This is a genomic window from Achromobacter sp. RTa (assembly GCF_000757485.1).
GTDB lineage: Bacteria > Pseudomonadota > Gammaproteobacteria > Burkholderiales > Burkholderiaceae_B > Achromobacter.
Genome location: NZ_JPYO01000002.1, coordinates 63,781 through 85,703, shown reverse-complemented (window position 1 = coordinate 85,703; position 21,923 = coordinate 63,781). Strand labels below are relative to the sequence as shown.

General features: G+C 66.1%; 21 protein-coding genes. 2 read left to right on the top strand and 19 right to left on the bottom strand.

Annotated elements, in window-relative coordinates:
• From bamB to ndk, 7 genes are read right to left on the bottom strand one after another with little or no spacing between them, the layout of a single operon-like run.
• On the bottom strand, window positions 1-1,158 hold the full coding sequence (gene bamB / locus JL37_RS01380; RefSeq protein WP_043541465.1) for an outer membrane protein assembly factor BamB: 1,158 nt from the start codon (window positions 1,156-1,158) through the stop codon (window positions 1-3).
• 5 nt (window positions 1,159-1,163) lie between these two features.
• Window positions 1,164-1,802: a tetratricopeptide repeat protein gene (locus tag JL37_RS01375; protein ID WP_043541464.1), complete on the bottom strand. Its 639-nt coding sequence runs from the start codon at window positions 1,800-1,802 to the stop codon at window positions 1,164-1,166.
• A gap of 3 nt (window positions 1,803-1,805) precedes the next feature.
• Window positions 1,806-3,092 carry a histidine--tRNA ligase gene (gene hisS, locus JL37_RS01370; protein WP_156124188.1) on the bottom strand — a complete coding sequence of 429 codons (1,287 nt, stop codon included), beginning with the start codon at window positions 3,090-3,092 and terminating at the stop codon, window positions 1,806-1,808.
• Between the two features lie 54 nt (window positions 3,093-3,146).
• Window positions 3,147-4,433, bottom strand: coding sequence for a flavodoxin-dependent (E)-4-hydroxy-3-methylbut-2-enyl-diphosphate synthase (gene ispG / locus JL37_RS01365; RefSeq protein ID WP_043541461.1), 1,287 nt, complete (start codon window positions 4,431-4,433; stop codon window positions 3,147-3,149).
• A 15-nt stretch (window positions 4,434-4,448) separates the two neighbouring features.
• Complete coding sequence (locus JL37_RS01360) at window positions 4,449-4,943, bottom strand: RodZ family helix-turn-helix domain-containing protein (RefSeq protein ID WP_043541460.1); 495 nt, start codon at window positions 4,941-4,943, stop codon at window positions 4,449-4,451.
• Entirely contained in the window at window positions 4,940-6,094 is a 1,155-nt protein-coding gene (gene rlmN / locus JL37_RS01355) for a 23S rRNA (adenine(2503)-C(2))-methyltransferase RlmN (RefSeq protein ID WP_043541459.1), read from the bottom strand. The genes JL37_RS01360 and rlmN overlap by 4 nt, the downstream gene beginning before the upstream one ends.
• Window positions 6,095-6,137: 43 nt before the next feature.
• Complete coding sequence (ndk, locus tag JL37_RS01350) at window positions 6,138-6,563, bottom strand: nucleoside-diphosphate kinase (protein WP_043541457.1); 426 nt, start codon at window positions 6,561-6,563, stop codon at window positions 6,138-6,140.
• A 391-nt stretch (window positions 6,564-6,954) separates the two neighbouring features.
• Between ndk and JL37_RS01345 the strand changes: the two genes are divergently transcribed.
• The gene (locus JL37_RS01345; RefSeq protein WP_043541455.1) at window positions 6,955-9,849 is read left to right on the top strand and encodes a valine--tRNA ligase; all 2,895 of its coding nucleotides are present in this window, start codon (window positions 6,955-6,957) and stop codon (window positions 9,847-9,849) included.
• Window positions 9,850-9,932: 83 nt separating this feature from the next.
• Here JL37_RS01345 and JL37_RS01340 read toward each other — a convergent pair whose 3' ends face one another.
• The 8 genes from JL37_RS01340 to rpsP form a co-directional block, all read right to left on the bottom strand.
• Window positions 9,933-11,222 carry an FAD-binding oxidoreductase gene (locus JL37_RS01340; protein WP_043541453.1) on the bottom strand — a complete coding sequence of 430 codons (1,290 nt, stop codon included), beginning with the start codon at window positions 11,220-11,222 and terminating at the stop codon, window positions 9,933-9,935.
• A gap of 9 nt (window positions 11,223-11,231) precedes the next feature.
• Complete coding sequence (locus JL37_RS01335; protein ID WP_043541452.1) at window positions 11,232-11,963, bottom strand: amino acid ABC transporter ATP-binding protein; 732 nt, start codon at window positions 11,961-11,963, stop codon at window positions 11,232-11,234.
• Window positions 11,960-12,613, bottom strand: coding sequence for an amino acid ABC transporter permease (locus JL37_RS01330; protein WP_043541451.1), 654 nt, complete (start codon window positions 12,611-12,613; stop codon window positions 11,960-11,962). Before JL37_RS01330 ends, JL37_RS01335 begins: the two co-directional genes overlap by 4 nt.
• 120 nt (window positions 12,614-12,733) lie before the next feature.
• Entirely contained in the window at window positions 12,734-13,489 is a 756-nt protein-coding gene (locus JL37_RS01325) for an ABC transporter substrate-binding protein (protein WP_043541450.1), read from the bottom strand.
• 99 nt (window positions 13,490-13,588) lie between these two features.
• Entirely contained in the window at window positions 13,589-14,284 is a 696-nt protein-coding gene (locus JL37_RS01320; protein ID WP_043541449.1) for a helix-turn-helix domain-containing protein, read from the bottom strand.
• A 102-nt stretch (window positions 14,285-14,386) separates the two neighbouring features.
• Entirely contained in the window at window positions 14,387-15,223 is an 837-nt protein-coding gene (gene trmD, locus JL37_RS01315; protein ID WP_043541448.1) for a tRNA (guanosine(37)-N1)-methyltransferase TrmD, read from the bottom strand.
• Window positions 15,223-15,840 carry a ribosome maturation factor RimM gene (gene rimM, locus JL37_RS01310; protein WP_043541447.1) on the bottom strand — a complete coding sequence of 206 codons (618 nt, stop codon included), beginning with the start codon at window positions 15,838-15,840 and terminating at the stop codon, window positions 15,223-15,225. Before rimM ends, trmD begins: the two co-directional genes overlap by 1 nt.
• Before the next feature lie 91 nt (window positions 15,841-15,931).
• Window positions 15,932-16,192, bottom strand: a complete 261-nt coding sequence (rpsP, locus tag JL37_RS01305; protein WP_043541446.1) for a 30S ribosomal protein S16 — start codon at window positions 16,190-16,192, stop codon at window positions 15,932-15,934.
• 422 nt (window positions 16,193-16,614) lie between these two features.
• Between rpsP and JL37_RS01300 the strand changes: the two genes are divergently transcribed.
• On the top strand, window positions 16,615-17,196 hold the full coding sequence (locus tag JL37_RS01300; RefSeq protein WP_043541445.1) for a hypothetical protein: 582 nt from the start codon (window positions 16,615-16,617) through the stop codon (window positions 17,194-17,196).
• A 75-nt stretch (window positions 17,197-17,271) separates the two neighbouring features.
• Here JL37_RS01300 and JL37_RS01295 read toward each other — a convergent pair whose 3' ends face one another.
• The 4 genes from JL37_RS01295 to JL37_RS01280 all read right to left on the bottom strand — a co-directional run bounded on the left by JL37_RS01295 (window position 17,272) and on the right by JL37_RS01280 (window position 21,889).
• Entirely contained in the window at window positions 17,272-17,529 is a 258-nt protein-coding gene (locus tag JL37_RS01295) for a sulfurtransferase TusA family protein (RefSeq protein ID WP_043541444.1), read from the bottom strand.
• Window positions 17,529-20,153, bottom strand: coding sequence for an alanine--tRNA ligase (alaS, locus tag JL37_RS01290; protein WP_043541443.1), 2,625 nt, complete (start codon window positions 20,151-20,153; stop codon window positions 17,529-17,531). The genes JL37_RS01295 and alaS overlap by 1 nt, the downstream gene beginning before the upstream one ends.
• A 78-nt stretch (window positions 20,154-20,231) precedes the next feature.
• Window positions 20,232-21,275 carry a hypothetical protein gene (locus JL37_RS01285; RefSeq protein ID WP_043541441.1) on the bottom strand — a complete coding sequence of 348 codons (1,044 nt, stop codon included), beginning with the start codon at window positions 21,273-21,275 and terminating at the stop codon, window positions 20,232-20,234.
• On the bottom strand, window positions 21,272-21,889 hold the full coding sequence (locus JL37_RS01280; RefSeq protein ID WP_043541440.1) for a type 4 pilus major pilin: 618 nt from the start codon (window positions 21,887-21,889) through the stop codon (window positions 21,272-21,274). Before JL37_RS01280 ends, JL37_RS01285 begins: the two co-directional genes overlap by 4 nt.
• Window positions 21,890-21,923 lie beyond the last annotated feature (34 nt).

The window sequence follows — 21,923 nt, the reverse complement described above, 5'->3', positions numbered from 1 at the left end:
TTAGTTGGCGCCGATCAGGACGAGGTTGCCATTGCCCGTCTGGACCAGCACGCCTTGGGGAGTGGTTTGCGGCGGCGAAACGACCGCCCCGCCGCCCACGGACAGGCGGGCCATCAGGCTGCCGTCGCTGCGCGACAGGAAGTGCACATAGCCGTCCAGGTCGCCCACGGCAAGCGCGCCGCCCAGCAAGGCCGGCGCAGTGAGCTGGCGGTTCTTCAGCGCAGCCTGCTTCCAGACGTTGCCGCCGTTGTCCAGGGCAAAAGCGTTGACCACGCCATTCTGGTCCGGCGTATAGGCAAAACGGTCGTCCAGGGTGAGGCCGCTCACGCTGGAAAAGTCCTTGGCCCACAGAGGACGGCCGCCAGCCGTCACGTCGAAGCAGACGATCCGGCCCTGGTAGGCCACGCCGCAAAGCAGGTTGCCCGCGAGGCGAGGCGCGCCGACCACGTCGGTCAGGCGTTCGAGGTCGCTGGCTCCGCGCGGGGTAGCCACGGTGCCTTCCCATTGCACGTTGCCGCTGTTGGAGGCGATGGCCATCAGCTTGCCGCCAGGCAGGCCGGTGATGACCAGGCCTTCGGCCAGGACCATCTGCGACACGCTGCGCAAGGCCAGCGCTGGGCCCGGGCGCTGCACGCTCCAGACCCGCTCGCCGTTGTTGGCGTCGAACGCCTGGATGCGGTAGTCGCCGCTGCGGACCACGACGATGCCGTAGCCCACGACGGGCGGAATGGTCACGTCGCTGGTGGCGCGGACCTTCCATTTCACCTTGCCGGTGTCGTCGAAGGCGATGACGTCGCCGTTCGGCGAGGCCACGGCGGTGGTGGTGCCGTCGCTGCCTGCGCCGGCCGACAACTTGCCGTCGACGCTGGCTTTCCAGATGGAACGGCCGCTCTGCAGGTCGAACTTGCCGACGGAGCCGTCCGGCGTGGCGGCATAGATGGCATCGCCCAGGACCGTGGGCGCGAAGCCCAGGCCGGAACCGCTGCCGATCGACGCCGACCAGATCTGCCGCACGGACATGCCGGCCTTGTATTCGGTCAGGGGCGCGGGATCGTAGCGGCCGTCGTCGCTGGAAAACATGCCGCATCCACCCAGGGCGAGCAGGCCCGCCAGGCAAACGGCGCCACGCCACATACGGCCAGGTGCAAATTTACGCATTACAGTCACGCTCCGCTCAGGGCATCCAGTTTCAGTTGCACAACCTGGGTCAAGGGATTCGCAGTGCCCAGGCCATCGATGGCGCTTTGCCACGCCGCCCGGGCCTCATCACGCTTGCCCTGCGCAGCGAGGATATCGCCGCGGCGATCCGCGTACAAGGCGGCGAAGGCCGCCGGCGGATTGTTGAGCTGCCCCAGCGCGGCATCGTACTGCTTCTGGTCCAGCAGCATGCCGGCCAGGCGCAGGCGCGCCACGGCCTGCATGGACGGAACCTTGCCCTGGCCCGCCAGCCATTCCAGCTGTTCACGGGCACCGGCGTCGTCCTTCAGGGCCTGCAGGGCCTGTGCCGCCACCAGCGCGCCGCGCGTGGCGTAGCCCGTGGCCGGATAATCTTCGCGCAGCGTGGCCGCCGCAGTCTTGATGCGCACGGCCGAATCGGCGCCGCCCAGGCGGGCCGCGTCTTCGAGCGCCTCGAAGTAGCCCATGGCCTGGTTGGCGCGGTGCCCTTGATAGGCCTTCCAGCTCCACCAACCGCCCCAGGCCAGCGCGACCGCCGCCGCCAGCGTGACGACCAGCGTGCCGTAACGGGCCCACCACGCCTTGATTGCGTCGAGTTTTTCCTGTTCTTCCAGATCGTATGCCATGCATTAACCCTTGATGTTCAATACGTCGGCCAACCCCGCCAACGGGACCTGCTGTTGCGCGGCTTCGCCCTGCGCATTGGCGCGCAGGAACTTGACGCTGGCGGTCTGTGCAGCCACTTCTTCGGCGCCAAGAATAACCGCAACCCGGGCGCCGCTGGCGTCGGCGCGCTTGAATTGGGACTTGAAGCTCGCCGTTCCGGCATGCACGATGACCGACAGGCCGGCGTCGCGCAGGTCTTCGCCGACGCGGGCGGCCAGGCGCTGGGCCTCTTCGCCCTGGTGCACGACATAAACCTCGCATTCCGCCGGAACCGGCGCCTGCACGCTCTGTTCCCAGAGGTCGAGCAGGCGCTCCATGCCGATGGCGAAGCCCACCGCGGGCGCCGGCTTGCCGCCCAGCAGCTCGACCAGGCCGTCGTAGCGGCCGCCGCCGCAAACCGTGCCCTGGGAGCCCAGCCGATCGGTCACCCACTCGAACACGGTGAGGTTGTAGTAGTCCAGCCCGCGCACGAGGCGCGGATTCAGGCGGTATTCGATGCCGGCGTCCGCCAGGCGCTGGCACACGCCGTCGAAGTGCGCGCGGGACTCCTCGCCCAGGAAGTCGAACAGGCGGGGCGCGCTGTCGGCCATTTCCTGCATGGCGGGATTCTTCGTATCCAGCACGCGCAGCGGATTGCTGTACATGCGGCGCTGGCCGTCTTCATCCAGGATGTCGCGGTGCTTTTCCAGGTGCTCGATCAGCGCGGCGCGGTGGGCGGCGCGTTCTGCTGGCTGGCCCAGCGAATTCAGTTCGAGGCGCACGTCGGTCAGGCCCAACAGCTTCCACAGGCGGGCCAGCATGACGATCAGCTCCGCGTCCACGTCCGGGCCGGCGTAGCCCAGCGCTTCGACGTCGATCTGGTGGAACTGGCGGTAGCGGCCGCGCTGCGGGCGCTCGTGGCGGAACACGGGGCCGATGGAGTAGACGCGCTGCGGGCGGTCGTAGAGCATATTGTGCTCGATCGAGGCGCGCACGATGCCGGCCGTCATTTCCGGACGCATGGTCAGCGATTCGCCGTTGAGCGCATCGGTGAAGGTGTACATCTCTTTCTCGACGATATCCGTAACTTCGCCGATGCCGCGCGCAAACAGGCGCGTATGCTCAAGCACGGGCGTGCGCACATTGCGGTAGCCGTAGCCGCGCAGCCAGCCGCGCACGATTTCCTCGAATTGCTCCCAGCGGGCGCTCGCCCCGGGCAACAGGTCGTTCATGCCGCGTATGGCGGCGACTTTCTGGAAAGCTTGAGTCATCTTGATCATGCCGCATCGCGCGCCGGCAAGCGCGCTAGCGGCCACACCCTTACTTTAATGAGAAGCGGGCGCGCCATAGCGGCGCGCGACGTAGTCTTCGACGATGGCCTGGAACTCTTCGGCAATATGGTCGCCCTTGAGCGTCACCGTGCGCTCGCCGTCGACGAACACCGGCGCGGCCGGCACCTCGCCGGTGCCAGGCAGGCTGATGCCGATATCGGCATGGCGGCTTTCGCCAGGCCCGTTGACCACACAGCCCATCACGGCGACGTTCATGCTTTCGACCCCGGGATACTGCGCGCGCCAGACCGGCATCTGACGGCGCAGGTATCCCTGGATGCTGTCAGCCAGTTCCTGGAAGAACGTGCTGCTGGTGCGGCCGCAGCCCGGGCACGCAACCACCATCGGCGTGAATGCGCGCAAGCCCATGGTCTGCAGGATTTCCTGCGCCACGACGGCTTCGCGGCTGCGGTCGCCACCGGGTTCGGGCGTGAGGGATATGCGGATGGTGTCGCCGATGCCCTGTTGCAGCAGCACGGCCAGCGCGGCCGTGGACGCCACGATGCCCTTGCTGCCCATGCCGGCTTCGGTCAGGCCGAGATGCAGGGGATAGTCGCAGCGGGCGGACAGGTCGCGGTAGACCGCGATCAGATCCTGCACGTGGCTGACCTTGCACGACAGCACGATGGCGTCGCGGCGCAGGCCGAGCTCCTCGGCGCGCTCCGCGTTGCTGATGGCGGACACGACCAGCGCATCGCGCATCACGGCCTGGGCCTCCCAGGGCTGCGCGCGGCGGCTGTTTTCGTCCATCTTGCGCGCCATCAGTTCGTGATCCAGACTGCCCCAGTTGACCCCGATGCGCACGGGTTTGTCGTAGCGGCAGGCCACTTCGATCATCTGGGCGAAGTTGTCGTCGCGACGCTTGCCGCCGCCCATGTTGCCGGGATTGATCCGGTACTTGGACAGCGCCTGCGCGCATTCGGGAAACTGCGTCAGCAGCTTGTGGCCGTTGTAGTGGAAATCGCCCACCAGCGGCACGTCCACGCCCATGCGGTCGAGTTGATCGCGAATCGCGGCGACCTCGCGGGCCGCCTCGGGCGTGTTCACGGTGATCCGCACGAGCTCGGAGCCGGCCTGGGCCAGCTCCTTGATTTGTATCGCCGTGGCGATGGCGTCGGCCGTGTCGGTGTTGGTCATGGACTGGACCACGACCGGGGCGTCGCCGCCCACGACGACGACGCGATCGCCCCACTTCACCGCCACCGAACGCGTGGCGCGGCGCACTGCGGCCCCCACGGCGGGAGGCGGCGCATCCTGGCAAGGCAGAGAAGATTCTTGCATCGGTGGAACCGGGTTTTACTTGGTCGGCTTCGGCAGCCAGTCGAACGGCAGCCAGTGCTGCGGCAACCAGCCTTGCCAGAAGGCATACGCCACGCCGGCCGCCAGCACCAGCACGATGGCGATGAGCCATCCCCAGGAGGTCGAGGACGAACGGTCGTCGTCGGCGCCGGACTGGGGAATGGAATGCGCCGAATGCAAGGCGCCAGGGCTGAGCTTCACCGGGCCGGTGACGCGGGCCTTGGGGTCCAGCGAGTCGACGATGGCTTGCGAATCCGCGCCCAGCAGGCGCGCATAGTTACGGACCAGGCCACGCAATGAAACGCCGGTGGGCAACGACGCCCACTCTTCGTTTTCCAGGGCTTCGATCTGCTTCGTCGAGAACTTGATGCGGCTGGATACTTCGTCGAGCGACCAGCCCTTGGATTGGCGCAACGCGCGCAATGCCGAGCCCACGCTGCCTGCCGCGCCGGCGGGCGTCTCTGAAACTGCAGAAGCGAAATCCTGCGTCATGCATGCACCTGTTTAATTGGTATGGTCTGGCGCTGTGCGGCGTTGCGCTCGGTGATTCGAGTGCGGTCGCGCACTTCTCCGGCCAGCTGGCCGCAAGCGGCATCGATGTCGTCGCCCCGGGTCTTGCGGACGGTGGTGATGATGCCGGCGTCCATCAGACGCTGGGCAAACACCTTCACCCGCGCCGAGTTCGAGCGCTTCAGGCCGGACTCGGGAAAGGGGTTGAACGGAATCAGATTGAGCTTGCACCGCAGCTGGCGTGCAATGTGGATCAGTTCCTTGGCGTGCTGGTCGGTGTCGTTGATGCCGTCCAGCATGCAATATTCAAAAGTGATGAAGTCGCGCGGCGCGAACGCCAGGTAGCGCTCGCAAGCGGCCAGCAGCTCCTTCAGCGGATACTTCTTGTTCAGCGGCACCAGCTCGTCGCGCAGCGCGTCGTTCGGCGCGTGCAGCGAAACGGCCAGGGCCACGGGGCAATCCTGCGACAGGCGGTCCATCATGGGGACCACGCCGGAAGTGGACACCGTGACGCGGCGGCGCGACAGCCCGTAGGCGTTGTCGTCCAGCATCAGGCGCAAGGCGGGCAGGACCTGATCGTAGTTGAGCAGGGGCTCGCCCATGCCCATCATGACCACATTGCTGACGACGCGGGTGTCTTCGGTGGCCTTGGCGCTTTCCAGGCGGGCGGTGCCGATGTCGGCTTCCAGCACGCGCTTGGCCCACCACAGCTGGCCGATGATCTCGCTCGTCTTGAGGTTGCGGTTGAACCCCTGGTGCCCGGTCGAGCAGAAGCGGCAGTTCACCACGCATCCGGCCTGGCTGGAAATGCATAGCGTGCCGCGGTCGTCCTCGGGGATGAAGACGGTTTCGATGGCGTTGCCCTGCCCCACGTCGAACAGCCACTTGCGGGTGCCGTCGGACGAGCGCTGCTCGGTATTGACGGGCAATGCCTCGATGCGGCAATTCGTTGCAAGCTGGCCGCGGAAATCGCGGGCAAGGTCGGTCATGGCGTCGAACGAATCGGCGCCGCGCTGATGCATCCAGCGCTGCAACTGGCGGGCGCGAAACGGCTTGCCGCCCCACTGCCCCACGAGCTCGGACAGGGCGGAGCCGTCCAGCCCCAGCAGATTGATTCGTTCGGCGGATTCCATGACCTGGGTAAAACTCGAAAAGCTTAGAACAATTCCGCGAAAATCAACGGCTGTGGATGTTCATTTCGGGGAAGAAGAAGGCGATTTCGACGGCAGCCGTTTCCGGAGCGTCCGAACCGTGCACGGCGTTGGCGTCGATGCTGTCGGCGAAGTCGGCGCGGATGGTGCCCGGAGCGGCCTTCTTGGGATCCGTGGCGCCCATCAGGTCGCGGTTCTTCAGGATGGCGTCTTCACCTTCCAGCACTTGCACGAACACCGGGCCCGAGACCATGAAGTCGACCAGGTCCTTGAAGAAGGGGCGTTCCTTGTGCACGGCGTAGAAACGCTCGGCGTCGGCGCGCGACAGCTGGGCCAGGCGGGCGGCGATGACCTTCAGGCCGGCTTGCTCGAAACGGCTGACGATCTGGCCGATGACGTTCTTGGCGACGGCGTCGGGCTTGATGATCGAGAGGGTGCGTTGAATGGACATAAGAACTCCGAAAGCTGATTTCTGACTGGTTTCTAATCAATTGCCTGGCGCGGCTCTGCGCTTGTCGGTGTCACCCTTGAAGCGTCATCGCGCTGTTGGCGCACAGGCGGTCCGAAACGGGGGAATGTTTCGGGCCGGCCTGAACCGCTGGGCCAAGGCAGGGATTCGACACTGCCCACCTGTCGGACTCGACCCGGATTTCCATCGAGGGCCCGGACACGCATTTTCAAGCGCGTGCTTCGGAAGGAATCCTCAATGAATTCAGGGACTTCTAAAAGGTTTACAGTAACCCGGTATTCTAACACGCCGAGAAGACCGCATTACATCTTAAAATGAGCGGTTTGCTGCCCGCATCCCTAGGCCGGGCGCCCCTGTCTGCCGGAACCCTGTAATGACTCAAGCTGCTTCCCCGAACGCCGCGACTCCCGCGAGCGACACCCAGGAACTCTCCAAGAGCTTCGAACCCGCCGAACTGGAATCCCGCTGGTACGCCGAGTGGGAAAAGCGCGGCTATTTCCAGGCGGGCCAGCACGTAAAAACGGGGACGGAAAGCAAACCGTACGTCATCCAGTTTCCGCCCCCCAACGTGACGGGCACCCTCCACATGGGCCACGCGTTCAACCAGACCATCATGGACGGCCTGGTGCGCTACCACCGGATGCTGGGGGACGATACCGTCTTCATCCCCGGCACCGACCACGCCGGCATCGCCACGCAGATCGTCGTTGAGAGACAGCTGGACGCCCAGAAGGTTTCCCGCCACGACCTCGGCCGCGAGAAATTCGTGGAGAAAGTCTGGGAGTGGAAGGAAAAGTCGGGCAACGCCATCACGGGCCAGGTCCGCCGCCTGGGCGCCTCCGCCGACTGGCCGCGCGAATACTTCACCATGGACGACCGCATGTCGCGCGGCGTCATCGAGACGTTCGTCCGTCTGCATAAACAGGGACTGATCTATCGCGGCAAGCGCCTGGTCAACTGGGACCCGAAGCTGCTGACCGCCGTGTCGGACCTGGAAGTCCAATCCGAAGAGACCGATGGCCACATGTGGCACATCCTCTACCCCTTCGTGGACGGCCCGCAGACCATCGTCGACAAAGACGGCCAGACCGTCACGCTGCGCGGCCTGACCATCGCCACCACCCGCCCGGAAACCATGCTGGCGGACGGCGCGCTGTGCGTCCACCCCGAAGATCCCCGCTACCGGCACCTTGTGGGCAAGGAAGTGGAACTGCCCCTGTGCGACCGCAACATCCCCATCATCGCGGACGACTTCGTCGACCCCGAATTCGGCACCGGCTGCGTCAAGATCACCGGCGCGCACGACTTCAACGACTACGCCTGCGCGATGCGCCACGATCTGCCCCTGATCGTGATCTTCACGCTGGACGCGCACATCAATGAAAACGGCCCCAAGCAATTCCAGGGCATGGAGCGCTACGAGGCCCGCAAGGCCGTGGTGGCCCAGCTGGAGGCCGAAGGCTATCTGGTCAAGGTCGAACCGCACAAGATGATGCAGCCCAAGGGCGACCGCACCGGCGTCGTCCTGGAGCCCATGCTGACTGACCAATGGTTCGTGGCCATGAGCAAGCCCGCCCCCGAAGGCACGCTGAACCCGGGCAAGAGCATCACCGAAGTCGCGCTGGAAGTGGTCGCGGACGGCCGCATCCAGTTCTACCCCGACAACTGGACCACCATCTACAACCAGTGGCTGAACAACATCCAGGACTGGTGCATTTCGCGCCAGCTCTGGTGGGGCCACCAGATTCCGGCCTGGTACTCGGACGACGGCCAGGTGTTCGTGGCCCACGACGAAGCCGAAGCCACCGCGCAGGCCCGCGCGGCCGGCGTGACGGGCGAACTCAAGCGCGACCCGGACGTGCTCGACACCTGGTTCTCCTCCGGCCTGGTGCCCTTCACCACGCTGGGCTGGCCGGAAAACACCCCGGACCTGCAGCGCTACCTGCCCTCCAGCGTGCTGGTGACGGGCTTCGACATCATCTTCTTCTGGGTGGCGCGCATGGTCATGCTGACCACGCACCTGACCGGCCAGATCCCGTTCAAGCACGTCTATGTGCACGGCCTGATCCGCGATGCCGACGGCCAGAAGATGAGCAAGTCCAAGGGCAACACCCTGGATCCGGTCGACCTGATCGACGGCATCGACCTGGACGGCCTGGTCGCCAAGCGCACCTACGGCCTGATGAATCCCAAGCAGGCCGGCGCCATCGAAAAGGCCACCCGCCGCCAGTACCCGGACGGCATCCCCGCCTTCGGCACCGATGCGTTGCGCTTCACGATGGCCGCCTACGCCACGCTGGGCCGCAACATCAACTTCGACCTGAAGCGCTGCGAGGGCTACCGCAATTTCTGCAACAAGCTCTGGAACGCCACGCGTTTCGTGCTGATGAACACCGAAGGCCATGACCTGACCGGCCCGGACGCCGGCGAGCTGTCCTTCGTGGACCGCTGGATCGTCAGCCAACTGCAGACGCTGGAAGCGGACGTGGCGCGCGGCTTCGCCGACTACCGCTTCGACAACGTCGCCAACTCGCTCTACCGCTATGTCTGGGACGAGTATTGCGACTGGTACCTGGAACTGGCCAAGGTACAGATCCAGACCGGCACGCCCGCGCAGCAGCTGGGCACGCGCCGCACGCTCATCCGCGTGCTGGAAGGCGTGCTGCGCCTGGCGCACCCCATCATCCCCTTCATCACGGAAGAACTGTGGCAGAAGGTGTCGGTGGTGGCCGGCAAGCGCAAGGAAGGCGTCGCCGACAGCGTCAGCGTCCAGCCCTTCCCGCACGCCAACCCGGAAGCGGTCGACGCCGCCGCCGAAGCCGACGTGGCCGAGCTCAAGGCCCAGGTCGAGGCCGTGCGCGCCCTGCGCGGCGAGATGAACCTGTCGCCGGCCCAGAAGGTGCCGCTGTGCGCCCAGGGCGACGCGCCGGCGCTCAAGCGCAACGCTCCCTACCTGGCGGCGCTGGCCAAGCTGAGCGAAGTCGAAGTGCTGGACGCCCTCCCCGACGCGGGCGCGCCCGTCCAGGTGGTGGGAACCAGCCGCTTGATGCTGCACGTGGAAATCGACGTGGCGGCGGAGCGCGTGCGCCTGGACAAGGAGATCGCGCGCCTGGAAGGCGAAATGGCCAAGGCCAACGGCAAGCTGTCGAACGCCAGCTTCGTCGAACGCGCGCCGGCGGCCGTGGTCGAGCAGGAAAAGGCGCGTCTGGCGCAGTTCAGCGAAACCCTGCAGAAGGTGCAAGAACAACGCTCTAAGCTGGGCGACTGACCCCGCCCCAACCGCAAAAACCCCTCGAACCATCGAGGGGTTTTTTTATCGCCATGCTGCTCCGGGCGCGGCGTGGGAGCTCTCTACACTCCTCCGTCCGTCATGCGGTACCAGGTCACGACCGCATTCACGTACAGTCGGCGCAGGCCGTAGAGCGGAAACGGCACCACCGGCGTAAGCGGAACCGGCAAGGCGTTGGCGTCGCCCGTGGCCACGTACTGCGCCATGGCCCTGCCCATGCTGGTCTGCAGGCCCACGCCGCGCCCCTGGCAGCCTATGTCCACCAGCAGGCCGGGCTCGGGCTCATGCAGGTGCGGAAGATAGTCGCGGGTGACCGCAACCCTGCCGCACCAGCGGTACTCGAACGGCACGCCCGTGACCTGCGGGAACAGTTTCAGCATCACCCGTTCCAGATGCGCCCAGTCCTGCTGTCCCTTGGGTTCCCGGAAAGGGCCGCGCCCGCCCATCAGCAACCGGCCCTGGTGGTCCAGCCGGAAATACAGCAGCAGATTGCGCGTGTCGGAAGTGACATGGCCCTCGGGAAAGATGCCGGCGCGCACCGCCTCCGGCAGCGGCCCGGTGGCCACCTGGAAGGTATTGGCGTCGATGATCGAGGCCTTCAGGCGCGGCAACAGGCCGCCGCCGTAGGCGTTCGTGCACATCACCACGCGATCCGCGGTGATGCTGGGGCCGCGGGCGGTGGCCGCGGTCCACTTGCCTGCCGCGCGCGCCAGACTGGCGACGGGCGAGTCGGTATGGATGCTGGCGCCCGCGTTCAGCGCGGCGCGGGCCAGGCCGCGCGCGTAGCTCAAAGGCTGAATGGCGCCTGCGCGGCGGTCCACCCAGCCGCCCAGGTAGCGGTCGGTGCCGATCAGCCGGGCCACCTGCGCGCGATCCAGGGGCTGGACGTCGGCGCCGAGGCGGGCCCACTGGGCGGCGCGGGCGTGCGCCAACTGCAAGGCCTCGGCGGTATGCGCGCCCTGGATCCAGCCCTTGCGCACGTGCGGCACATCCATCGCATGCCGCTCGATCAGGTTGAACACCGTGTCCGCCGTCGAGCCGGCAAAGCGCACGAGGCGTTCGCCGCGCTCGGCGCCGAACATGGAGATCAGCGCGTCCGGATCGTACTTCAGGCCTGGAATGACCTGGCCGCCATTGCGGCCCGAGCCGCCAAAGCCGATCTCGCGCGCCTCCAGCACCACCACGCGGACGCCGCGTTCCGCCAGATGCAGGGCGGTGCTCAGGCCGGCGTAGCCGCCGCCGATCACCAGCACGTCGGCCTGCGCGGAGGCCTCCAGCGGCTCCGTGGCGGGCGGCGGCGGCGCCGTCGCGGCCCATAACGAAGGGGAAAGCGGAAATGGCGCTTGCGGCATGGTCCTTCCTTACATGGGATGCAGCACGCGGCGCAGGAAATCCTGCGTCCGGGGGTGCTGCGGATGATTCAGCACTTCGCGGGCGGCGCCCTGCTCCACCATGACGCCGCCGTCGAAGAACATGACGCGGTCCGCCACTTCACGGGCGAAACTCATTTCGTGGGTCACGACGACCATCGTCATGCCGGCCTCGGCCAGCTTGCGCATGACGCCCAACACGTCGCCGACCAGTTCCGGGTCCAGCGCGGAAGTCGGCTCGTCGAAGAGGATGGCCTTGGGCCGCATCGCCAGCGCCCGCGCGATCGCCACGCGCTGCTGCTGCCCGCCGGACAGTTGCGGCGGGTGGGCGTTCTCCTTGTCGGCCAGGCCCACGCTGGCCAGCAGTTCGCGGCCTCGCTCCACGGCCTGGGCGCGCGGCTCTTTCTTTACGAAGATCGGGCCCTCGATCACGTTCTCCAATGCCGTGCGATGGGGAAAAAGATTGAAGCGCTGGAACACCATCGCAACCTGGGTGCGGATCGACACGATGGACGGCGAGTCGCAATCGACCAGCTCGCCGTCAACGGTAATGCGTCCGGCGTTGTAGCGCTCCAGCCCGTTGATGCATCGCAGGATGGTGGACTTGCCCGATCCCGAGGGGCCGATCACGCAGACCACCTCGCCTTTCGTGACCTCGGCGTCGATGCCCTTGAGCACTTCGAGCGAACCGAAGCTTTTGCGGACTCCCTGGAGCTGGATCATTTGGCTGCGCTCCTTTTTTCAAGATGGCGGACCAGCAGGATCAGCGGCACGCACATGACCAGGTACATGAGCGCGACCAGCGTGAACACGGTGGCGTTCTTGAAGGTGGACACGGCGATCAGCTTGCCCTGCAAGGCAAGCTCGGCCACCGTGATCGTCGACGCCTGCGAGGAATCCTTGAGCATCATGATCATGATATTGCCGTAGGGCGGCAGCACGATCTTCACCGCCTGCGGCAGCACGACCCGCCGCATCGTCATGCCCCAGCCCATGCCCATGGCCATGGCGGCCTCGATCTGGCCCCGGTCGATGGCCTGGATGCCCGCCCGGAAGTTCTCGGCCTGGTAGGCCGAATACGCAACGCCCAGGCCGATGATGGCCGCCTGCACCGCCGTCAGCGACACGCCCATGTCGGGCATCACGAAGTAGATGTAGAACAGCAGCACGATGATGGGTATGCCGCGCAGCAGATTGATCACCCCGCCGCTGAACTTGGACAGGTAGCGGTTCCCGGAGACGCGCATCAAAGCCCACACCAGGCCCAGCACCGTGGACAGGGCCAGCGACCCTAGCGTCACCAGGATCGTGAGCTTCGCGCCTTGCAGCAATATCGGCAGGTACTCCGCCGCATCCTTGAAGAATTCCGTCATGACTCACCACCCGACAAGACAGCCTGCGGGAACGCCGCATGCATCCGTCCATCCGGCGCGCGACAGGCGGGCCAGACGGACTTGCGCAATGGCGTTCGGTTGCTCGAGACCCGGCCGGCGTCAGGCGCCGGACAGCCCCCACTTTTTAAGGATGGCGTCTATGGCGCCTTCCGCCTTCAGCTTGGTCAGCGCCTTGTTGATCCGGTCGAGCAGCGCGGAGTCTTCCTTGCGCGTCGCCAATCCCAGGCTGCCCATCACCGTTGGCTGATAGGACTGCGCCATCTTCAGGTTGGGATAATTTCCCTGGGTCAGGATGTAGGCGGCGATGGGATAGTCCATGAAGCCGCCCTGGATGCGGCCTGCGTTGGCGTCGCGCATCATGTCCGGCGGGTTGTCGTAGAGCTTGACCTCCTTGAACACGCCGCTTTTCTGTATCGGCTCGACAAAGGCGGTGCCGACCTGCACGCCGACCGTCATGCCTTTCATGTCGGCGAAGGACTTGTATTCCTTGTTGTCGGTCTTGAGCACCATGAGCCCCTCGCCGTAGCGATAAACGGGCTCCGAAAAGCTCACCACCTGCTGGCGCTGCGGCGTGATGAACATGGCCGCCGACACGATATCGATGCGCTTGGACGTCAGCGAGCCGATCAGCGCCGAGAACGCCATGGGTTCGATCTGCACCTCGAATCCCGCCTCTTTGCCAACCGCCTTCACGATATCGACCATCACGCCTTCGATGCTGTTGGTCTTCGTGTCGAGAAACGTAAACGGACTGCCGGTGGGCGTGGACCCAACTTTCAACACCGTTTGGGCTTGGGCGCCCGCGGCCATGGACAATGCAGCCATTACAGAGACAGCCAGAGTCTTGAATTTCATGACATTTCCTCGTCGTGGCAAAGAAAGCCGGGCCGCGCCTGGCGCGCCCGGTGGCGCGACGATCCCCAGCGTCATCGCGCCGCTATGGATGCTGTGCGCTCATGGCGCCTGTTGCTTATCGTCCCCCGCGGCTTGAGTGATGTTGGAAATGGCCCAGATGACCTCGGTCGTCTGCGACCCGGGATTGCGCCAGCGGCGAGGAGTGCTGCTGGCGTAGCAAAAACTGTCGCCCTCGTTGAGCAGCACGACCCGGTCGCCTACCCAGAGTTCCAGCGAACCCTTGACCACCACGCCGATCTGCTCGCCCTGCCCGGTCACGAAGAGTTCGTTGCCGGTGGAGCCGCCCGGCTCGATGGTGGCGCGGCAAAGGTCCATGCTGCGGCAGGCCGGCGGCGTGTATATCTCCTTGCTGATGCCTTTTTCGCTGAGATCGATGTAGCGGTGCGTGCCCGCCCGGGCGACCCTTCCGCCATCCTCGACTTGCGTGTGCTCGGCGTTGCGCAGCAGCGAGTTCACCGACACACGGAACTGGCGGGCCAGCAGATGCAGGATTTTGATGGAAGCCGAACTGAGGCCTCGCTCGATCTGGCTCAGCAGCCCCAGCGAGATGCCGCAGGCGCCAGCCACTTCCGCCAGCGAACGGCCGTGCTGCTTGCGCAGTTGGCGCAGCTGCTGGCCCAGCCACAAGTCAACGGCGGATTCCGGCCGGCCGGGCTGGAGCTTCGCCTGCTGGAGCAGATCGGCTGCGCGGCGCGCGGTCGCAGGCGGGGATCGCTTGGGATCGGAGCGGCTCATATGAAAATTTCATTTCCATGTAATTTTCAATGCTAGGGAGCAGCCCAAGGGCCCACAAGCTAGGAACATCCCTAGCGTCAGCGGGCCGGATCGAGGGGAACGTCAGGATGCGTCCGGCGCCTTGGCGGGACGGGCGGGCCTGCGCCTGCGCTTGGGGGGCTCGGCGGCCGGATCCCACGTACCGGCCAATTCGGCCAGGTAGCGTTCGTCCGCCTTGTCGAGCCAACCCTTGGCGCGGGCGGATTCGATCAGCTCGGGCCGCCGGACGGCCGTCAGCGCAAGCGATCGCTCGCGCCGCCAGCGGGCGATATTGGCATGATGGCCGCTGAGCAGCGCGGGGGGCACCGGCTCGCCCTCATACACTTCGGGGCGCGTGTAGTGGGGGCTGTCCAGCAAGCCGGACAAGGTGTCGTTGAAGGAATCCTGCAAGGCGGAATCGCCGTCGTTCAGCACGCCGGGAAGTAGCCGCACGGCAGCGTCGATCACTGCCAGCGCGGCGATCTCGCCGCCGGACAGCACGAAATCGCCCAGGGAGATTTCCTGCGTGACGCATCGGTCGATGAACCGCTGGTCGACGCCTTCGTAGCGGCCGCAAATGAGGATGATGCCTTCGCTTGCGGCCAGTGACTCCGCGCCGGCCTGGTCATAGCGCCGGCCGACCGGCGCCAGCAAGGCGACGGGCGCGCGGCCCAGGCCTTGCGCGGCGCGCGCTTCCTGGGCGGCATTGACGGCGGCTTCCAGAGGCCCCGCCATCATCACCATTCCGGGGCCGCCGCCGTAAGGGCGGTCGTCCACGGTACGGTGCACGTCATGCGTGAAATCGCGAGGATTCCAGGCATGCAGGGACCACCGGCCCTGGGCATGAGCCCGGCCGGTGACACCCAGGTCCCGCACTACCCCGAACATTTCGGGAAAGAGCGTAACGACGTCGAATCGCATCAAAAATCCGCGGGCCAGTCGCTGTCGATGCGGCGGGCTGCCAGATCGACGGCGTGGATGTGCGCGCGCACGAACGGAACAAGCATTTCGGTGGGTCGGCCCTTGGCGTCCAGGACGGGTTCGGGACCTTGGCCCCCTGCCGTCTGGCGCAGGACCTTCAGGACGGCGTGAGCGCCGTTGTCCAGGACCTCGTCGACCACGCCCAGCAGGGCGGGTTCGCCGTTGGCGCTGGAATACAGCGCGCAACCGATGAGATCGACCCAGTAGTATTCGTCTTCCTCGGTCGCGGGGAAAGCTCCCCGCGGCGCCCGCACGGAACAACCGCGCAGGGCTTCGGCCTGATCGCGGTCGGCAATGCCAGCCAGCTGGGCCACCACGGTGGCCCCTTGCGAACGGGCTTGCACGACCTTGTATGCGACAGGCGCAGACGCGACAGCGCCCCGCGCCAGTTCAGGCACAGGGCGAGTCAACCACCATTGAGATGCTGAGAGCAGCACTTCGGCATTGGCCGAATGTGGCTGCACCTTGACCCAGCCTTTCACGCCGTAGGCTGCACTGATGCGGCCCAGCTCGATCAAATCCGTCGGCGCCGCGTTGGAGGTTGCGGCATCAGGCATGTATCGTGCTCTTGGTAGCTATGAAGCAGCTATGAATGGTAGCTTTAAAGCGCTGTAAAGCTGCAGGGCTGAGGCTTGGCGACGCGGGCAATCAAGCCGCGGCGGAAACCTTGGCCGAGTAGTCTTTGACCAGACGCTCGACAGCGGGCGACAGTTGGGCGCCGTTGCTGGTCCAGTGCTGCACGCGATCCAGCGCGATGCGCAGGTTTTCCGTGCCTTCGCTGGCGACGGGGTTGTAGAAACCCACGCGCTCAATGAAGCGGCCGTCGCGACGGTTACGCGAATCGGTGGCCACCAGGTTGTAAAACGGACGCTTCTTGGACCCACCGCGGGCCAGGCGAATCACCACCATAGGTAATCCCTTGAATTAGTTGTGAAAAACGGGAAATTCTAGCACTTAAACCAGCCAGCTGGCAAATGGGAGTGCGGGAATCTTGCGTAGCGGCGGGATTTATATCCTAAAACACCACATCCAGGTATTCTACAAAAATGGGCCGGAGCCCGCCGCAGTCCAAAGTGTAGCCCTCCGGCCACGCTTGTGCCTGTCCCTGTGCGTTCAAAGTCAGTGCGTTTGAAGAAAAACCCGATTTTGGAGATCGGTTTTATGTCATCGTACGCAAGATCCCGCGCTTTGCTCCACCCCGCCGCGGCACTGCGGCGCCGCTTGCACGCAGTCTTCAAGCCATCCCCCTGAGGGCGGGTCTTCCGCCACTCGCCGCCGTCTCTTCTTCCCTGTGTTTTCCCCCAACTTCCTCTACCGGAGGGTGCAACATCATGAAGAACCGGAATTCTGTCTTCACCCCTGTCGCGCGCCTGGCCCTGGCGGGCCTGCTGGCGGGTTCGCTGGCGATGCCGCTGGCGGCCTCCGCCCGCATCGTCGGCGCGGCCCTGACTACGGCCACGGGCAAGGTCACCGCAGTGGACCCGGCAAGCCGGACCATCACGCTGCAAGGCGAGAACGGCAACACATTGAACATCCTGGCGGGCCCCAACGTCCGGAATTTCCAGCAGATCAAGCCCGGCGACACGCTGACGCTCGACTACTATGAATCCGTGGCGGTGGCCGTGCGCCCAGCCGGTTCGGGCGCGCCCGAGGTCGTGACGGAAACGGCTGGCACCCGCAGCCCCAAGGGCGGCATGCCCGCCGGCGCGGCCGGCCGCCAGACCACGATCACCGCCGAAATCTGGCACATCAACAAGAGCGCCAACCTGGTTACGCTGAAGGGCCCGCAGGGCGGCATGCGCACCATCCAGGTGCAGGACCCCGCCCTGCAGGCGCGGCTCCAGCAATTGAAGGAAGGCGATCTCGTCGACTTCACGATCACGCAGGCCGTGGCTGCCGCCGTCCGCAAATAGCCCTCCGGACGACCAAAACAAAAAGGCCCGCCGGAAGGCGGGCCTTTTTGTTCTTGCGCCCTGGCCTCAGGCCGGTCAACGCCGCCGCAGGAAATGCACCCCGCGGCCGTCGACCTCCTGCTGCGCGACCAGGGTATTGCCGGTCTGGCGGGCGAAGGCCTGGAAGTCCCGGATCGCGTTGCGGTCCGTGGTGATGACCCGCAGCACCTCGCCGCTCGCCATCTGCGCCAAGGCCTTCTTGGCGCGCAGAATGGGCAAGGGGCAGGTCAGGCCGCTGGCGTCGACCTCTTGCTCGAAGGACGGCGCTTGCGCGCTGGCATCGGGGCCGTTCATCACAGACGCTCGTCAACCCACTTCTGCACGCTGGCGATCGCCGCGGGCAAGGCGCTGACGTCGGTGCCGCCGCCCATGGCCATATCCGGACGGCCACCGCCCTTGCCGCCAACCTGCGCGGCCACGAAACCGACCAGATCGCCCGCCTTGATGCGGTCGGTCAGGTCGGCGGTGACGCCGCCCACCACGCTGATCTTGCCATCAGCGGAACCCGTGGCCAGCAGCACCACCGCCGGCTTCAGACGATCCTTCAGGTTGTCGACCATGCCGCGCAGCGCCTTGGGATCCACATCGCCGATGCCGGCGGCCAGGACCTTGATGCCCTTGACGTCGACCGCGGCGCTGGAGGCCAGGTCATTGCCCGCGCTGGCGGCGAGCTTGCTGCGCGATTGCTCGAGGTCTTTCTCGAGCGCCTTGACCTGCTCCTGCACCTGCGCGATGCGCGCCGGCAGGTCCGCGGGCGTGGAGCGCAGCATGCCCGCGACTTGCGTCAGCAAGGCATTCTGGCTCTGCACCCAGGCCAGGGCGTTGTCGCCGGTGATGGCCTCGACGCGGCGTACGCCAGCGGCCACGCCGCCTTCGGAAACGATCTTGAACAGGCCGATATCGCCGGTGCGGGCGACGTGAGTGCCGCCGCAAAGCTCGCGCGAGAAGCCGATGTCGAGCACGCGGACCGTATCGCCGTACTTTTCGCCGAACAGCGCCATGGCGCCGCCCTTGACGGCGTCGTCATAGGGCATGACCTGCGCCACGGTGGGCTGGTTGGCGAGGATTTCCGCATTGACGATGGCCTCGACGCGGGCAATCTGCTCGGCCGTCAGCGGCGCATCCTGGGCGAAGTCGAAACGGGTCTTGTCAGGATCCACCAGCGAGCCGCGCTGCTGCACGTGGGCGCCCAGCACTTGGCGCAGGGCCTTGTGCATGAGATGGGTGGCCGAGTGGTTGCGCACCGTGCGGGCGCGGCGTACCGCGTCCACGCGCGCCAGCAGCGTGTCGCCCACGGACAGGGAGCCCGATTCCAGCAGGCCGTGATGGCCGAAGACGCCGGCCTGGATCTTCAGGGTGTCGGCGACGGCGAACCGCAGGCCGTCGGCCTCGAGCAGGCCCGTATCGCCCACCTGGCCGCCCGACTCCGCGTAGAACGGCGTGGCGTCGAGCACGACGACCGCGTTCTGGCCGGCCTTGACCTGCTGGACCTGCGTACCGTCCACGTACAGGGCCGTGACCTTGACGCCGTCGAGTTCGAGCTTTTCATAGCCTTCGAAACGCGTATCCGCGCCTTCGTAGCTCAGGCCCTCGGCCATCTTGAATTTTCCGGCGGCGCGCGCCTGGTCGCGCTGGCGTTCCATGGCGACCTCGAAGCCGGCCATGTCCACGTCCACTTCGCGTTCGCGGCAGATGTCGGCGGTAAGGTCCACCGGGAAGCCGTAGGTGTCGTACAGCGTGAACAGCGTGGTGCCGTCCAGCTGGCCGCCCTTGGGCACGCTGGCCAGGGCGGAATCCAGGATGCGCATGCCGTGTTCGAGCGTTTCGCCGAAACGCTCTTCTTCCTGCTTGAGCACCTGCGCCACGCGCTCGGCGGTGGCGGCCAGTTCCGGATAGGCGTCGCCCATCTCGGCGACCAGGTCGGGCACCAGACGGTGGAAGAACGGCTTGGTCTGACCCAGCTTGTAGCCATGGCGCAGCGCGCGGCGCACGATGCGGCGCAGCACGTAGCCGCGGCCTTCGTTGCTGGGAATCACGCCGTCGACGATCAGGAACGAGCAGGCGCGGATGTGGTCGGCGATGACCTTGAGCGAATTGTCTTCCAGGTCCTTGATGCCGGTTTCGCGCGCGGCGGCGGCGATCAGGTGCTGGAACAGGTCGATTTCATAGTTGGAATGCACGCCTTGCAGCACGGCGGCGATACGCTCCAGGCCCATGCCGGTATCGACACAGGGACGCGGCAGGCGCGGCATGTTGCCGGCGGCATCGCGTTCGAACTGCATGAACACCAGGTTCCAGATCTCGATGTAGCGGTCGCCGTCTTCCTCGGGCGATCCCGGGGGGCCGCCCCAGATCTCGGGGCCGTGGTCGTAGAAGATTTCCGAACAAGGACCGCAGGGGCCGGTATCGGCCATCTGCCAGAAGTTGTCCGACGCGTAGCGCGCGCCCTTGTTGTCGCCGATGCGGATGATGCGCTCGGCCGGCACCCCGACTTCCTTGGCCCAGATGTCGTAGGCCTCGTCGTCTTCCTGGTACACGGTGACCCAGAGCTTCTCGGCCGGCAGCTTGTAGACCTGGGTCAGCAGCTCCCAGGCGTACTGGATGGCATCGCGCTTGAAATAGTCGCCAAAGCTGAAGTTGCCCAGCATTTCGAAGAACGTATGGTGGCGGGCGGTGTAGCCCACGTTCTCCAGGTCATTGTGCTTGCCGCCGGCGCGCACGCTGCGCTGCGACGAAGTGGCACGCGTGTAGGACCGCGATTCCTTGCCCGTGAAGACGTCCTTGAACTGGACCATGCCCGAATTGGTGAAGAGCAAAGTCGGGTCGTTGCCGGGGACGAGCGACGACGAAGGGACGATGGTGTGACCCTTGGACTTGAAGAATTGCAGGAACTGCTGGCGAATCTCGGAGGATTTCATCGTGGATGAAGCAGGATTTAGGCGAATTTTTGATTATAGAGGGTTGGCGGGAATACGCGGCAACGGACGGAAGCCGGCTCAGCGCACGCAGACATAGCCGGTGGTCCAGCCCTCCGTCTGGGTCCATTTGCCGCCCGCGGATACGATCACCGCGCTGTAGCCCCACGGGCACGAGCAACTGCCCGTGCGCGGGTTGGCCGTGGACACGCCGGAGTAATGGTAGCAACCCAGGGGGTGGTTCACGCTGAACGCGCCCCCAAAACCGCCGCTGGCCGGGGCCCATACATTGGATTGGCACGTCAGCAGTTCGCCCTGGGCCGAACTGGCCATCGTCCCGTTGGCCACGCCGCAGTACTGCCCCGCGGCCGCCCGGGCTCCGATGGAAAGGTAGGCGCCGACCGAGGCCGACGACCCGACGGTGAGCGTTCCCTGGAGCTGGGGATCGCGCGTGTCGTGGCGCCGCACGAAGCGATCCAGGTCCGGCCCCCCTGCCCCCGCTCCCGCTCCTGCCCATAGCGCCAGGGTGCCGGGGGCATATACCGGCACGCCCGCCGTCGGGGGATTCGCGAAATCGAATGCCGCCCCGCGCAGCCGCCGCGGCGAACCTGGCCACACGGCGCCGCCATAGCCGCCCGCAGCCTCGATGACGGCCGCCATGCCCACCAGGTCCGGAATATACGTCCCTGTTTTCAGGAGCGGCTGGGCGCTGTAGACCAGCCCGTCCAGCCGGCATTGCGCGCCCGGGCATGCTGGGGCGCGGACAACCCGGACGTGGGCCGCAAAACCCAGGGCGGACCGTTCTGGAAAGCCTGGGGGGAGGAACCCCGCGGCGCGCAGCTCGCCCAGGGCGGGCGCCCAGGGGTCGGCGAACAACGGCGCCCCTTGGGCATCTCGCGGCGCCTCCCCTTTTGCCAGCGCCGTGAAATGGCTGGCCAGCACCTGGTCCACGGCCAGCCGGATCTGCGTGAGCCATATGCCCGCGGAACGCGCCGCCGCGTCCTCGACCCGCTGCACCAGTTGGTTGGAGGCCCAGATGGCGGCCATGACGGTCAGGGCCAGAGCAAGCGCCAGCCCCAGCATCGAGAATCCGCGTTGGTTGCGCGGAGGCGCGAGCCGCTTCATTTGGCGGTGAATACAAAGGTGTTGACGTCGCCCTGGCTGCACTGCGCCTGGGCCAGGGCGGCCCGGTACGGCACGCTGGGCGTGGCCAGCGCATTCTTCACGATCCGGGCTCCGCCCTGGCCGCCGATGGAGATGATCTCGGACATCCGCTGCAATACCGAGGCCAAGGCCGGGCACGCCGCATGGCTGACGTTGGTCAGCGTGATGGAAAATGCAGAGCCCAGCCCCGCGCTGCCGAACGTGGCCGCCGCCACTTCTATGACGCCATTGCTGCCCACGCCGTTGCCGCCCAGGCCGTGCACGATGCGCGCCCCCGCGCCCGTGCCCTGCACGGACAGGACGCTGGAATCCCGCAAGGCGTTGGCCATGGCGCCCGTGTCCAGGCCCGCATAGGGAGTGAGGCCGCCGCCCAAGCCGTTGATCTTCATGCTGGCGATGAAACGCTGCAACTCTTCGCCGACCTTGGGCACCTTGTTTTCGATGACATAGGCGCCGATGGCCGGAATGCCGACGATCGCGATCAGCAGGACGATGGCGGTGACGATGGATACTTCCATCAGCGAAAAACCCCGTTGCCGGATGGCGCTGGCGTGGAACTCATTGGAAAGCCGCATGCTTGTCTCCTGGGTGATGAAGCGCCGGCGGCGT

What these genes read in the sequence shown, in the direction of transcription:
- ispG (WP_043541461.1), bottom strand. Translation starts at nt 4,433, where the DNA reads ATGCAAGAATCTTCTCTGCCTTGCCAGGATGCGCCGCCTCCCGCCGTG.
- JL37_RS01320 (WP_043541449.1), bottom strand. Translation starts at nt 14,284, where the DNA reads ATGAGCCGCTCCGATCCCAAGCGATCCCCGCCTGCGACCGCGCGCCGC.
- rlmN (WP_043541459.1), bottom strand. Translation starts at nt 6,094, where the DNA reads ATGGAATCCGCCGAACGAATCAATCTGCTGGGGCTGGACGGCTCCGCC.
- JL37_RS01345 (WP_043541455.1), top strand. Translation starts at nt 6,955, where the DNA reads ATGACTCAAGCTGCTTCCCCGAACGCCGCGACTCCCGCGAGCGACACC.
- JL37_RS01330 (WP_043541451.1), bottom strand. Translation starts at nt 12,613, where the DNA reads ATGACGGAATTCTTCAAGGATGCGGCGGAGTACCTGCCGATATTGCTG.
- rpsP (WP_043541446.1), bottom strand. Translation starts at nt 16,192, where the DNA reads ATGGTGGTGATTCGCCTGGCCCGCGGTGGGTCCAAGAAGCGTCCGTTT.
- JL37_RS01285 (WP_043541441.1), bottom strand. Translation starts at nt 21,275, where the DNA reads ATGAAGCGGCTCGCGCCTCCGCGCAACCAACGCGGATTCTCGATGCTG.
- alaS (WP_043541443.1), bottom strand. Translation starts at nt 20,153, where the DNA reads ATGAAATCCTCCGAGATTCGCCAGCAGTTCCTGCAATTCTTCAAGTCC.
- ndk (WP_043541457.1), bottom strand. Translation starts at nt 6,563, where the DNA reads ATGTCCATTCAACGCACCCTCTCGATCATCAAGCCCGACGCCGTCGCC.
- JL37_RS01325 (WP_043541450.1), bottom strand. Translation starts at nt 13,489, where the DNA reads ATGAAATTCAAGACTCTGGCTGTCTCTGTAATGGCTGCATTGTCCATG.
- JL37_RS01295 (WP_043541444.1), bottom strand. Translation starts at nt 17,529, where the DNA reads ATGAACGGCCCCGATGCCAGCGCGCAAGCGCCGTCCTTCGAGCAAGAG.
- JL37_RS01335 (WP_043541452.1), bottom strand. Translation starts at nt 11,963, where the DNA reads ATGATCCAGCTCCAGGGAGTCCGCAAAAGCTTCGGTTCGCTCGAAGTG.
- JL37_RS01300 (WP_043541445.1), top strand. Translation starts at nt 16,615, where the DNA reads ATGAAGAACCGGAATTCTGTCTTCACCCCTGTCGCGCGCCTGGCCCTG.
- bamB (WP_043541465.1), bottom strand. Translation starts at nt 1,158, where the DNA reads ATGCGTAAATTTGCACCTGGCCGTATGTGGCGTGGCGCCGTTTGCCTG.
- trmD (WP_043541448.1), bottom strand. Translation starts at nt 15,223, where the DNA reads ATGCGATTCGACGTCGTTACGCTCTTTCCCGAAATGTTCGGGGTAGTG.
- JL37_RS01375 (WP_043541464.1), bottom strand. Translation starts at nt 1,802, where the DNA reads ATGGCATACGATCTGGAAGAACAGGAAAAACTCGACGCAATCAAGGCG.
- JL37_RS01280 (WP_043541440.1), bottom strand. Translation starts at nt 21,889, where the DNA reads ATGCGGCTTTCCAATGAGTTCCACGCCAGCGCCATCCGGCAACGGGGT.
- JL37_RS01360 (WP_043541460.1), bottom strand. Translation starts at nt 4,943, where the DNA reads ATGACGCAGGATTTCGCTTCTGCAGTTTCAGAGACGCCCGCCGGCGCG.
- JL37_RS01340 (WP_043541453.1), bottom strand. Translation starts at nt 11,222, where the DNA reads ATGCCGCAAGCGCCATTTCCGCTTTCCCCTTCGTTATGGGCCGCGACG.
- rimM (WP_043541447.1), bottom strand. Translation starts at nt 15,840, where the DNA reads ATGCCTGATGCCGCAACCTCCAACGCGGCGCCGACGGATTTGATCGAG.
- hisS (WP_156124188.1), bottom strand. Translation starts at nt 3,092, where the DNA reads ATGACTCAAGCTTTCCAGAAAGTCGCCGCCATACGCGGCATGAACGAC.